The 13,602-nt window shown below is 70.3% G+C and carries 5 protein-coding genes, 1 tRNA gene and 1 pseudogene; 2 read left to right on the top strand and 5 right to left on the bottom strand.

Translation table 11 applies throughout. The features are described 5' to 3' along the window. Positions 1–52: 52 nt before the first annotated feature. A complete protein-coding gene (locus ACT89H_RS26790) occupies positions 53–475 on the bottom strand; it encodes a hypothetical protein (RefSeq protein ID WP_445111433.1) in 423 nt (140 codons plus the stop codon). A gap of 337 nt (positions 476–812) precedes the next feature. On the opposite strand from ACT89H_RS26790, the pseudogene ACT89H_RS26785 reads away from it, so the two are divergent. After that, positions 813–1,549, top strand: a pseudogene (locus ACT89H_RS26785) (Ppx/GppA phosphatase family protein). Between the two features lie 102 nt (positions 1,550–1,651). Here the strand turns inward: ACT89H_RS26785 and ACT89H_RS26780 are convergent. The 4 genes from ACT89H_RS26780 to ACT89H_RS26765 all read right to left on the bottom strand — a co-directional run bounded on the left by ACT89H_RS26780 (position 1,652) and on the right by ACT89H_RS26765 (position 3,862). After that, complete coding sequence (locus ACT89H_RS26780) at positions 1,652–2,068, bottom strand: hypothetical protein (protein WP_445111432.1); 417 nt, start codon at positions 2,066–2,068, stop codon at positions 1,652–1,654. Between the two features lie 440 nt (positions 2,069–2,508). Beyond that, positions 2,509–3,129: a site-specific integrase gene (locus ACT89H_RS26775; RefSeq protein WP_445111431.1), complete on the bottom strand. Its 621-nt coding sequence runs from the start codon at positions 3,127–3,129 to the stop codon at positions 2,509–2,511. Positions 3,130–3,133: 4 nt separating this feature from the next. After that, on the bottom strand, positions 3,134–3,598 hold the full coding sequence (locus ACT89H_RS26770; protein WP_445111430.1) for a hypothetical protein: 465 nt from the start codon (positions 3,596–3,598) through the stop codon (positions 3,134–3,136). A 182-nt stretch (positions 3,599–3,780) separates the two neighbouring features. After that, positions 3,781–3,862: transfer RNA gene (locus ACT89H_RS26765), tRNA-Leu, on the bottom strand. A gap of 386 nt (positions 3,863–4,248) precedes the next feature. Here ACT89H_RS26765 and ACT89H_RS26760 point away from each other — a divergent pair. After that, the gene (locus ACT89H_RS26760; protein WP_445111429.1) at positions 4,249–13,560 is read left to right on the top strand and encodes a fatty acid synthase subunit beta domain-containing protein; all 9,312 of its coding nucleotides are present in this window, start codon (positions 4,249–4,251) and stop codon (positions 13,558–13,560) included. Positions 13,561–13,602: the final 42 nt, after the last annotated feature.

The raw sequence follows: 13,602 nt of genomic DNA, 5'->3' as shown, positions 1-13,602 counted from the left end.
ACGGCGCGACCGGCTCCACCGGAGGGTCGAGGGCTGCGCTGTCCGGCGAACCTCACAGATAAGGGAAGCAATCGATGTCGCGGTGCGTCAGGCAGAGCTGCTCGACCGGCCGCAGCCAGCGGGCCGGGACGCGCAGCGGTTCGACCTCGGGCAGGCGCACGGGCCGGTCCTCGCCGTCGAACAAGGTCCCCCGCACTCGGAACACGCCCGTCGGCAATCCGAGTCCATGGGCTTGCTCGCTGGTCAGCACCACGGCGATGCGAGAGTTCGCGGTGATCCGCAGTCCTTCGACGATCGGCGGATCGCTGGTGCGGTCGATCTCGGTAACGGTGAGCCGGAAACGGCCGCCGCGCAGCCACGACCATGCCCATGTGAGGGAGCCCGGCTGGTCGCAGTCGGGATATCGACTGCGTGGCAGACGCTGCGGGACCAGCACCATATAGGTGCAACCGACCTCGATATCGCGGGTCCGCATACCTTTCAGCGTGACCGCGGCACCGGCACATGGCAAGGAAACCGGCAAATCAAGCGCTAACCTGGGGTGGAGCCGCAGGCGTGGGCGTAACCGACCGCCGGAACCGGGCCTACGCCGGGTATGAAAGCCGCTGCGCCGGGTAGACGACGGGTATGCGACTGGGTGTGCTGGACATCGGTTCGAATTCCGCGCAGTTCCTGGTGGTGGACGCCTCTCACGGTGCGCCGCCGCTGCCGCTGCGCGCGTTGAAGGAGCCGGTGCTGCTCGGCGACGACATCGACGCGGTTTTTACGCCTTCGTCACCGCGGCGATTCGCGACGCGCCGAATCAGCGGGCGGTGCTGGACAAGATCGAAGCCGCCAGCGGCATCCGGCCCCAGTTCCCCAGCGGTGTGCAAGAGGCGCGACTGACCTACCTCGCCGTCCGCCACTGGTTCGGCTGGTGTGCGGGCACGCTGCTCATGCTCGACATCGGTGGCGGCTCGATGGAGATCGCGCTCGGCCGCGACGCCGAGCCGGGCCTCGCGCTCTCGCTGCCGCTCGGTGCGGGCAGGCTCACCCGGGTCTTCTTCGCCCAGGACCCACCACGGCGGGCGGAGTTCGAACTGATGCGCAGGCACATCCGCGACTGCCTCGGACAGTGCGCGACCGACTGCTGTGGGAAGGCCGCCCACGCCATGTGATCGGCAGCTCGAAGACGCTCGAGCAACTCGCCCGGCTCTCCGGGGCCGCACCGCAACGGCACGGTCCCTTCGTCGCGCGCACCTTGCGGCGCGGCCAAGTGCATGCCTGCGTCCGCACGCTGGCCGCCATGCCGGCCGAGAAGCGGGCGGCCCTGCGCGGCATCTCCCCAGCACGCGCGCGGCAGATCCTGGCCGGGGCCATGGTGGCGGACGCGACCATGGCCGCACTGGACGACTGCTTGGAGGTGAGCCCGTGGGCCCTGCGGGAGGGGGTCGTTCTGGAGCACATCTCCACGCGCGTCGACAGCGACTGGACGCTGCCGCTGCACGCGCTCGAGCTGCCCCGGCGCCGGCCGGAGTCCCCCGTCAGGCTGCTCCCGCGCCGGGTGTGATCGGACAGAGTCGAGGTCGAACGCCCTGCACAGCCCGTCGAGGCGTACACGTAGCTCCCGCCGGCCTGGCGTTGCCGAACACCAGGCCGACGGGCAGGTGCGTCAGAGGATGGTGACCTTCAGGGTGTAGCCCGCCGCCGAACCGTCGGCGGAGGAGACGACGATCTGGTAGTCGTTGCCGTCGGCGACGAGATCCGCGTGCGCCACCTCGTTGGCGACCTGCGGCCCGATCAGCGGGGCCACCGAGACGCGGGCGTTGCCCGCGACGTCGAAGCTGAGGCGCTGCCCCGGCGCCGTGGCGATGGAGTAGCTGTCGGCCTTGCCCTGTGCGACGCTGCCGCTGGCCTCGGTGCTGTTCTGGCCGGGAGCGATCTGCAAGCGTTGCACGAAGCCGGGAACCGAGGGAATGCCGGGCGCGGCGTGAGCGGTCGCGACCCCTCCGGCCACGGTGAAGCTGACGACGGCGAGCACCGCGGGCACGGCACCCACCAACGAACGAATCAGTCGAGATGCGGTCATGGGCACCATCTTTCCTCAGCGCGTGTGCGAGATCGCATGCGGCTGCGGTAAACCGGTGGCTGGGCCCGCGGATCGCGGCGTCCACCTCGCGGGCGAAAGCGCTCAGCGACTGGTCGAGTCGATAATGTACGGTCGGAACCGTTCGATGGGGCTTCGAACTCCAGCCGTATGACGAGCCGGTAATACAACGGGAACCCTGGGCGCATGCAGAAGCTGATCCTCGCAACCGCGGCCGTCGTTGTCGCGGCAGCAGCCGCCATAGCGCTCGCGGTGGCGGTGGTCACCGATCTGCGAAAACCCGACGACTGCCAGCCGGTCGACGGCGCCCTTGCCACCACGATCACCGAACGAGCACCCCGCGGTCCGATAAATGTTGTGGCCGCTGTCGCCGTCGAGAATCCGTTCGCCCGCGGGCGGTCGTCGGTCTCCTACGATGCCTACTACCTGATCGGCATTCGCTTCCGCACCCCGGACGGCGCAACCCTGTCCGGAGTATGGGGACTGGGAACCAACGCGGCCGACCAGGGACAGAGACGGCGTGTGGCGGTGGTCGGGCCGATCGACGGAAAAACGAGTTCCCTGGCCGCCATCACGTCGGACGCCAGAACGTGGACCGACTGGCCCAACCACGACATCCCGATCCAAGAAACCGATCCCATGGTCGGCAAGACCATGCAATGTCTTGGACGAGAACCCCGGTAGTTGTCGACAGGCCGGATCCAGCCGGTGTCTTCGGCGTAGCGGTAGACACACCGGGTGGTGCTGATGAAGTGTTCGACCGCGCTGGTCTCGCCACGGGAGGTGCGGTTGAGCCGTGTGTTGGCCTGGATGCCGGCCGCCATCTCTTCGAAGTCGGCTTTGGTCGGCTCCTCGAGGCGGCGCTGGGCCCAGTGGGCGAGCAGGTGCTCGAACTGCGTTTTGTAGGTGCGCAGCGTGCCTTCGGACAGCCGAGCCCGAACCTGGGGGATCACCTCCTCGAAAGTCGGCATCCGTGTGTCGGGAGTGACGAGATCGGCAGGGGAAATGCCCATCTGGGTCAACAGCAACTGTGCGGCGGCCACCGTCTCAGCAGTCGCGGTCGAACGTGCGAGTGCGGCCGTCACGCCCCGCTTTCAGCAGCCGCAGGCTTGCGGCGCACAACTCCTCGAGCGCGGCGGGCGGATGTATCAGCAGCGCGCGGCGGCTGCGCTGCCCGATCAGCAGGGTTCGCTGTCCGATCAACAGACCTACTCGGCGCCGCAGCCGGTACGGAACGCGGAAGTAACCGCCCTCGGTCATGGCGACGCCGCCTGCGGGAGCCGGGCGGGCCAGCAGAACCCCGGCATCCATATACCTCAGGTCCAGACGCATGCCCGGACGCCAGTCCAGCGCGGTGAAGGTCATCTTGTCGAGTATTCGGCCGCCATCTCCGACGGAGCAGATTCCATAGGCGAGATCGTCGTCGGCGGGACGGACCACACGGATCGTGACCAGCGGTCCGTGAACAAGTTCCTGCAACGGCGACTGCGGCGGGATGACTGGCGCGATCACCGCCGACCGCCGCTCCTGGTAGTGGTGCCGGCAAACTTTTCAGGGGAGTCGCAACTGTCGCGATGTGGCAGATGTGCCAGGAATCGGTGCAGGTCAGAACGTGTTTCCGCTGGTCGTCCTCCGTGTGTAAGAGTGCACTCCAACACGCGGCACGAAAAAGTGTCACATCTGACGTAAATCTGTGCGCGAGAGGGGACTCGAACCCCTACGTCCGTGGACACCAGAACCTAAATCTGGCGCGTCTGCCAATTTCGCCACTCGCGCTTGATGGTACGACCGTCCAAACTGTACCGGGCCAATCGGTCATCGCGAAGCATTGGGTTGGTGTGGCGTACTCGTCAGTAACCCGACCTGCGATTATAACGATTTGGTTAACTTCAATGTGAGGGGCGCTCATGTTTCGTACGCGTTGGTAACCGGATGGACCAGCGTGTTCAAACATGAGGCCGAGTCATGTCCATCCGCATTCTGGTACGAACGTATTGAAATACTCCGTAGTAGCCGCCGCGCCCCGCGATAAACGTGAGGAATTCCTCATGATTTTGTGTCATCCTCGCCCGTATCAGGCCGATCACCCGCGATCACTCGTGAACCGGTAGGGACCGGCGTGTCGCCGAGGCATGTCGCATGGAGAAGGAAGTCGAAGCGTCTTGACGATCAACGAGAGCACCAAGACCGAGGCCGGGCAGAGCACGAAGATGGTTGCCGCCGGAAAGGCCGCGTCGGGCGGGACGCGGTCGCCGCTGTTGGATCGTTTGCTCGACGGCGTGCCGTACGCGCTCGCCTTCGGTGGGCAGGGTGCGCAGTGGCTGAGCGAGCTGGAGGAAATCGGGCGCGACAGTGCGCTGGAGCCGGAGTTGACCGCGCTGGTCAACGAGGCGGCGACGCTGCTGGAGCCGGTCGCGGCGCAGCTGCTGGTGGTCCGCCCGGTCGGCTTCGACCCGATCGGCTGGATGCTGGAGAACGAACTCGCCGACGGTGACGAGGGCGAGAGCTCCTCGGCCCCGGCCGAATCGGTGCTGCGCTCGGCCGCGGTGTCCATGCCCGGTGTGCTGCTGACCCAGGTGGCGGCCGTGCGGGCGCTTCGGCTGCAAGGTCTCGATCCGGCCGAGCAGGCGCCGGTCGCGATCGTCGGGCATTCGCAGGGTCTGCTCGCCGCGGCGGCGGTCGAGGCCGGTGGCGCCCGCGACGCGGAGCTGCTCGCGGTGGCCCAGATGATCGGCGCCGCAGCCGGTTTGGTCGCACGGCGGCGTGGGCTGATGCCGGTGGGCGAGCGCTCGCCGATGGTAGCGGTCTCCAATGTCGATCCCGAGCAGCTCAGCGCCGTGGTGGCCGAGGTGTGCGCGGGAGCCGACCCCGCGGCGGCCGTGGTGGTCTCCATCCGTAACGGACGTCGGCGCGCGGTGCTGTCGGGCCCGCCCGCGCAGCTGGAGCGGGTGCGGCAGCGGTGTGCGCAGATCCACGACGAGCAGGCGCGCGAGCGCGACGCCAAGGTGCGCGGCGGCTCGGTGTTCGCTCCGGTCTTCGAAGACGTGGCCGTCGATGTGGCGTTCCACCACCCGGCGCTGGCCGACACCGTCGACCTGGTGAGCGGCTGGGCCACCCAGTGCGGCCTGGACGCCGAGCTGGCGGGCGACCTGGCGCGGCAGATCCTGGTCGATCCGGTCGACTGGCTGGCCGTCGTGGAAAACATGGTCGCCGCAGGCGCGCAGTGGATTCTGGACCTGGGCCCTGGCGACCTGCTGTCCCGCGTCACGGGCGGCACGCTGAAGGGCACCGGTCTCGGCATCGTCGCGGCCGCCACCCGCGCCGGACAGCGCAGTCTGCTCACCCCCGGTGCCGCGCCGGAGCCCGCGGCCCCGTGGTCGACGTTCGCGCCGCGGCCGGTGCGGCTGCCCAACGGGCGCATCGTGGTCGAGACGGCCTTCACCAAGCTGACCGGGCGCTCGCCGATCCTGCTCGCCGGCATGACCCCGACCACGGTGGACGCGAAGATCGTCGCGGCCGCGGCGAACGCGGGCCACTGGGCGGAGCTGGCCGGTGGCGGGCAGGTGACCGAGCAGATCTTCGCCGACCGGGTGGCCGAGCTGCAGAAGCTGCTGCACCCGGGACGCTCGGTGCAGTTCAATTCCCTGTTCCTCGATCCCTACCTGTGGAAGCTGCAGCTGGGCGGCAAGCGGCTGGTGCAGCGGGCCCGCACGGCGGGCGCCCCGTTCGACGGCGTCATCGTGACCGCGGGCATCCCGGAGCTGGAGGAGGCCGTCGCGCTGATCCAGGAGCTCACCGAGGTCGGGATCACCCATGTGGCGTTCAAGCCGGGCACCGTCGCCCAGATCCGGGCCGTGCTGCGGATCGCCGACGAGGTTCCGGACTACCCGGTGATCATGCACATCGAGGGCGGCAAGGCCGGTGGCCACCACTCCTGGGAAGACCTGGACGACCTGCTGCTGGACACCTACGCCGAGCTGCGCAACCGCGCCAACGTGGTGGTGTGTGTCGGCGGTGGCATCGGAACCCCCGAGCGCGCGACGGAATACCTCACCGGCCAGTGGGCGGTCCGGCACGGCTATCCCGTGATGCCGCTGGACGGTGTGCTGGTCGGTACGGCGGCCATGGCCACGCTGGAAGCCACCACCGCGCCCGAGGTCAAGCAACTGCTCGTGGACACCCCCGGCACCCCCGACTGGGTCGGTGCGGGCACCGCCTCCGGCGGCATGGCCTCGGGCCGCAGTCAGCTGGGCGCCGACATCCACGAGATCGACAACGCCGCCTCGCGCACCGGCCGACTGCTGGACGAAGTGGCGGGCGATAGCGAGGCGGTCGCGGCGCGTCGCGACGAGATCATCGCGGCGCTGAACGCCACCGCCAAGCCGTACTTCGGCGACCTCGCCACCATGACCTACCAGGACTGGCTGGAGCGCTACGTCGAGCTCGCGGTCGGGCTGGACCGTCGCAAGGACTTCGACTGCGGCAGCGACCTGGGCGACGCGATCGCGGAGGCCACCCGCTCGGTGTGGCTGGACATCACCTGGCGCGACCGGTTCGCGGAGATGGTGCGCCGCACCGAGTCCCGGTTGCACCCGGCCGACCGCGGCGAGATCCCCACCCTCTTCGCCGGTGACGACGACTTCGAGGACCCGGTCGCGGCGCTGTGCGCCCTGAAGGACGCCTACCCCGCAACGGCGCAGACACTGCTGCACCCGGCCGACATCCCGTTCTTCATCGCATTGTGCAAGACCCCGGGCAAGCCGGTCAACTTCGTGCCGGTCGTGGACGGCGACGTGCGCCGCTGGTGGCGCTCGGATTCGCTGTGGCAGGCGCACGACCCGCGCTACTCGGCCGATCAGGTGTGCGTCATTCCCGGCACGGTCTCGGTCGCGGGCATCACCCGGGTCGACGAGCCGGTCGGCGAGTTGCTCGACCGCTTCGAACAGGACACCGCGTACTCCTTGGTGCGCGCGGGCGTCGCGCCCGTCCCGGTGGACGCGCGCCGCACGGCGGGCGTCACCAGCGGTCCGGTCGATGCCGTCCTCGCCGCCCCGGACGTGCAGTGGGCCGGGCGCACCGCGATCAGCCCCCTGCACCGGCTCGGCGACCTGTCCGAATGGGTCGTCGACGGCAAGGGCGCGGTGCATCCGCCCAGCGGAGCGACCCTGGTCGAGACCACCGGTCCCGTGCCGGAGCACGCCTACCTGGAGCTGACCGTTCCGCTGCTGGCCGGCAACGCGGTGCGCATCCGGATCACGGTGCCGACCTCGGTCTACAACGGTGGCGCCCCGGTCGTGACCGAGGACGACGCCGACGAGGCCATGGCCGCGCTGCTCGCCGTCGCCGCGGGACAGGACCTGCCCGAGGTCAAGGGCAAGGTCGCGCACGTGAACCTGGCCTGGACGCCGGATCTGATCGCCGATCACGCCGGTGTCACCGGCTCCGGCCTGCCCGCCACGCTGAGCACGCTCGGCCGTACCGTGCCCGATGTGCTGGTCGGCGCCTGCTGGCCCGCTGTGTTCGCGGTGCTCGGGGCGAGCCGCACCGCGAAGGACGAGAGCGTTATCGAGGGCATGCTCGACCTGGTCCACCTGGACCACCAGGTGCATCTCGCCGGTGAGCTGCCCGCCGAGACCAGTGTGCTCGCGGTGCGCGCGGAGGCAGGGGAGACCATCGACACCGACCTGGGCCGCGTCGTCGAGGTGCACGTGCGGATCACCGCCATGCTGGACAAGCCCGAGACCGGGATGTCGATGCCGGTATTGGCCACCCTCACTGAACGATTCGCGATCCGCGGGCGCAACGGCGCGGGCGAACTCACCGATCCGCCGCGCGCGGCCGGCACGGTGTCCGACGCGGCCACCGACACCCCGCGCCGGCGTCGCCGCGACGTCACGATCGTGGCTCCGCGCACCATGCACGCCTTCGCCGCCGTCTCCGGCGACCACAACCCGATCCACACCAGCGACGCCGCCGCGAAGCTGGCCGGGCTCGGCGGCCCGATCGTGCACGGCATGTGGCTGTCGGCGGCCGCGCAGCACGTCGTGTCGGCGGTCGATCCCACGAGTTCGGTGCCCGCGCGGACGCTGACCGCGTGGACCACCCGGTTCCTCGGCATGGTCCGCCCTGGTGCGCAGATCGACGTGCGCGTCGAGCGCGTCGCGCTCGACGCGGGCAGCGAGATCGTCGAGGTCTCCTGCCGCACCGAAGGCGAACTGGTGATGACCGCGACCGGTCGCACCGCGGCGCCGAAGACCGTCTACGCCTTCCCCGGGCAGGGCATCCAGCGCAAGGGGATGGGGCTGGACGCCCGCTCCCGCTCGAAGGCGGCCAAGGAGATCTGGGACCGCGCGGACAAGCACACCCGTGCGGCGCTCGGCTTCTCGATTCTCGCCGTGGTGCGGGACAACCCCACCTATCTGAAGGCGCGCGGCGTGGAACACCGCCACCCGGACGGCGTGCTGCACCTGACGCAGTTCACCCAGGTCGCCATGGCGACCCTCGGTGTCGCCCAGATGGCGGAGCTGCGCGAGTCCGGGGCGTTCGTCGAGGGTGCGCTGCTCGCGGGCCACTCGGTGGGCGAGTACAACGCGCTCGCCGCGGTCGCCGGAGTGCTGCCGCTGGAGGCGGTGCTCGAGGTCGTGTTCCAGCGCGGTTCCGCGATGCACGAGCTGGTGCCCCGGGACGCGCAGGGACGCAGCGACTACCGGATGGCCGCGATCCGGCCCTCGCAGATCGGATTGCCCGACGCGGAGGTCGTCGGCTTCGTCAACGAAATCGGCGATCGGGTCGGGGAATTCCTCGAGGTGGTCAACCTGAACCTGCGCGGTTCGCAGTACGCGATCGCGGGCACGGTGGCCGGGCTGAACGCGCTGGAGGAGGAGATCGACCGCCGCCGTGCCGAATTCGGTGGCAAGCGCGCCTTCATCCTGGTCCCTGGCATCGACGTGCCGTTCCACTCGACGGTGCTGCGCAAGGGCGTTCCGGAGTTCCGGCAGAAGCTCGAGCAGCTCCTGCCGGTGGATCTGGATCCGGCGACCCTGATCGGCCGCTACATCCCGAACCTGGTGCCGAGGCTGTTCTCGCTGGAGCGGGCGTTCGTTCAGGAGATCGCGGACCTGGTTCCGTCCGAACCGCTCGCGGAGGTGCTGGCCGACTTCGACAGCTGGGCCGCCCGGCCGACGGAGCTGTGCCGCGTGGTGCTGATCGAGTTGCTCGCCTGGCAGTTCGCCAGCCCGGTGCGCTGGATCGAGACCCAGGACCTGCTGTTCACCGACGCCGCCCACGGCGGCCTCGGAATCGAGCGGTTCGTCGAGATCGGTCTCGGCGCGACGCCGACGGTGGCCAACCTGGCCTCCCAGACGCTGAAACTGCCGGCTTTCGGTGGCGCGAAGGTGGAGGTGCTCAACATCGAGCGCGAGGCGACGATCGTCTACGCGACCGACACCGATCCCGCCCCGGTCGACGAGCCGGTGGAGGAGCCCGCCGCCGCGGCCCCGGCAGCGGCCGTCGCGGCCGCCCCCGTGGCCGCGCCCGCCCCGAGTTCGGGCGGCCCGCGTCCGGACGACATCGCGTTCACCGCGGCCGACGCCACGCGCGTGCTCATCGCGCTGTGGACCAAACTGCGACTCGACCAGATCGGCCCGGTGGACACCATCGAGGGCCTGTGCGACGGCGTGTCCTCCCGGCGCAACCAGCTGCTGGTCGACCTCGGTTCCGAGCTCTCGCTCGGCGCGATCGACGGCGCGGCCGACGCCGATATGGGTGCGCTGTCCGCGACGGTGGAGCGGCTCGCCCGCACCTACCGTCCGTTCGGCACGGTGCTCACCGACGCTATCGGCGACCACCTGCGCAAGGTGTTCGGCCCGTCCGGCAAGCGTCCGGCCGCCATCGCCGATCGGGTCAAGAAGGTCTGGGAACTCGGTGACGGGTGGGTCAGCCACGTGACCGCCGAGGTGTCCCTCGGCACCAGGGAAGGCACCAGCGTGCGCGGTGGCGACCTGGGCGGGCTGGTCTCCGGCGCGCTGGGTGACGCCGCCTCGGTCGACGCCGCCATCGACGCCGCCGTGCAGGCCGTCGCGGCCCGTCGCGGTGTCGCGGTGTCGCTGCCCTCGGCGGGCGGCGGTGGCGGTGCGACCGTCGACGCCGCCGCGCTGGGCGAGTTCACCGAGCAGATCACCGGACGCGGCGGCGTGCTGGCCACGGCCGCGCGCGTCGTGCTCGAACAGCTCGGATTGTCCGAGCGCGTGTCCGCGCCGGAAGCGACCGAGGACTCCCTGGTCGATCTGGTGTCGGCCGAACTGGGTTCGGATTGGCCGCGTCTGGTCGCGCCCGCGTTCGACGCCCGCAAGGCCGTGCTGCTGGACGACCGGTGGGCCACGGCGCGCGAGGATCTGGCCCGGCTGTGGCTGGCCGACGACACCGACTGCGCGAACGAGCCGGTCACCGGGTTCCTCGGAGCGGGTGAAGCCGTTGCCGCGCAGGCGAACTGGTGGCGGCAGCGAGCGATGCACGAGGCGCGTTCGGTGCTGGCCGGGCGGTACGAGCGCATCGCCGAGGCGGCGCTGAGCACGGCGGAACCCGGGCTGTGGTCCTCCGACATCGCGGTGATCACCGGCGCCAGCAAGGGATCGATCGCCGCGGCGGCGACCGCCCGGCTGCTCAGCGGTGGCGCCACGGTGGTGGTCACCACCTCGTCGCTGAACGACGAACGCCTGGCCTTCTACCGCAAGCTGTACCGCGACAACGCTCGCCACGGCGCGGCCCTGTGGGTCGTGCCCGCCAACATGGCGTCCTACCAGGACGTCGACGCGTTGATCGACTGGATCGGCACCGAACAGGTCGACAGCGCGGGCGGCGCCAAGGTCAAGATCAAGGACGCGATGACGCCCACGCTGCTGCTGCCGTTCGCGGCGCCTCGGGTGGCCGGTGATCTCGCGGACGCGGGCGCGCGCGCCGAAATGGAGATGCGCGTGCTGCTCTGGTCGGTCGAACGGCTGATCGGCGGCCTGTCGAAGCTGGGGGCCGATCACGACGTGGACGCGAAACTGCACGTGGTGCTGCCGGGTTCGCCCAACCGCGGCATGTTCGGCGGCGACGGCGCCTACGGCGAGTCGAAGGCGGCACTGGACGCGGTGGTCGCCAAGTGGCGGGCCGAGAAGTCGTGGTCGACACGGGTCACCCTGGTACACGCGCTGATCGGCTGGGTGCGCGGCACCGGCTTGATGGGCCACAACGACCCGATGGTCGAGGCGGTCGAAAAGGCGGGCGTGCAGACCTGGTCCACCGCCGAGATGGCCGACGAGCTGCTCAAGTGGTGCACCTCGCGGGCCCGCCAGGTGACCGCGACCGGCCCGCAGCAGATCGACCTGACCGGTGGCCTGGCCAGGGCGAAGCTGGACCTGCCCGCGCTGGCCAAGCAGGCCGCGGAGCAGGTCGAGGCGGAGACCGGCGCGGACGCGGGTCGCACGATCGCCGCGCTGCCGGCGCCGCCGACCGTGACCTCCGCGCTGCCGGTGCCCGAGTGGGGCGAGGTGAGCGTGGATCCGGCCGACATGGTGGTCATCGTCGGCGCGGGTGAACTCGGCCCGTACGGCTCGGCGCGCACCCGCTTCGAGATGGAGGTCTCCGACGAGCTGTCGGCGGCGGGTGTGCTGGAGCTCGCCTGGACCACCGGCATGGTCACCTGGGAGAACGACCCGAAGCCGGGCTGGTACGACGCCGCGTCCGGTGATTACGTGCCCGAGCACGAGCTCGCCGAGCGCTACCACGACGCCGTTGTCGCCCGTTGCGGTGTGCGCCGCTACGAGGACGACGGCGCCATGACCGACAACTCGGCCCCGCTGATGACCTCGGTGTTCCTCGACCAGGACCTGTCGTTCACGGTGGGTGGCGAGGCCGAGGCGCGCGCCTTCCACGCCGCTGATCCGGAGCACACGGTGATCACGCCGGTCGCCGACTCCGGCGACTGGACGGTGACGCGCAAGGCGGGGACCGAGATCCGGGTGCCGCGCCGGGCCAAGCTCTCGCGCACGGTCGGCGGCCAGATCCCGACCGGCTGGGACCCCACCATCTGGGGTATCTCACCCGATATGGCCGCTTCGGTGGACCGGGTCGCGCTGTGGAACATCGTCTGCACGGTGGACGCGTTCATCGGTTCCGGGTTCAGCCCCGCCGAGCTGATGAGCTGGGTGCACCCCTCGCTGGTCGCCAACACGCAGGGCACCGGCATGGGCGGTATGTCCTCGATGCGCTCGCTGTACATCGACAACCTGCTCGGCGAGTCGCGCCCGAACGACATCCTGCAGGAGGCGCTGCCGAACGTCGCGCTGGCGCACGTGGTGCAGTCCTACGTCGGTAGCTACGGCGCGATGGTGCACCCGGTGGCGGCCTGCGCGACCGCCGCGGTGTCGGTCGAGGAGGGCGTCGACAAGATCCGGCTGGGCAAGGCCGATCTGGTCGTGGCGGGCGGTTACGACGATCTCGGCATCGAGGGCATCGTCGGCTTCGGTGACATGTCGGCCACCGCGGATTCGGCGGCCATGAGCGCCAAGGGCATCAGCGACCGGTACTTCTCCCGCGCCAACGATCGCCGCCGTGGCGGGTTCATCGAATCGCAGGGCGGTGGCACGGTTCTGCTGGCGCGCGGCAGTGTCGCGCTGGAGATGGGCCTGCCGGTGCTGGGCGTGGTGGCCTACGCGCAGTCCTTCGCCGACGGCGTGCACACCTCCATCCCGGCTCCGGGGCTGGGTGCGCTGGGCGCCGGTCGTGGCGGGCCGGAGTCCAGGCTGGCGACCGAGCTGCGCAAGCTCGGCGTGACCCCGGACGAGATCGCGGTGGTGTCCAAGCACGACACCTCGACGGCGGCCAACGATCCGAACGAGTCCGAACTGCACGAGCGGCTCGCGACGGCCATCGGGCGCTCGGACGGCGCCCCGCTGTTCGTGGTCTCGCAGAAGACCCTCACCGGGCACGCCAAGGGTGGCGCGGCGGCCTTCCAGCTCATCGGCCTGTGCCAGGTGCTGGAGCAGGGCGTCATCCCGCCGAACCGCAGTCTCGATTGCGTCGACGAGAAGATGCAGGCCTTCCCGCACCTGGTGTGGCTGCGTGAACCGCTGCGGCTGGGTGGTCGCCTCCCGCTGAAGGCGGGTCTGGTCACCTCGCTCGGCTTCGGCCACGTGAACGGTCTGCTGGCGATCGTGCACCCGGAGGCGTTCATCCAGGCCATCGAGCCGGGACGGCGCGAGGAGTACCAGCGCAAGGCGCAGGAGCGTCAGCTGGCCGGTCGGCAGCGGTTCGTGGAGGCGATGTGCGGCGGCGCGCCGCTGTACGAGCGTCCCGCCGATCGCAGGCTCGGCGGGGAGGGCACTCCGTCCCAGCGGGCACGGCAGCTGGAGGCCGACGTGCTGCTCGCGCCGGAGGCGCGCCTGGGTGCGGACGGCGCCTACCGCGCGAAGGGCATCGGATGCGCGTAAGCGGAAGCGCGGCGAGGAAACTCGTCGCGCAGGGTCCGTGTG

The organism is Nocardia aegles, from assembly GCF_052545135.1.
Note: the sequence above shows the minus strand (reverse complement) of the source record. Positions and strands in the feature narration are given on the sequence as shown.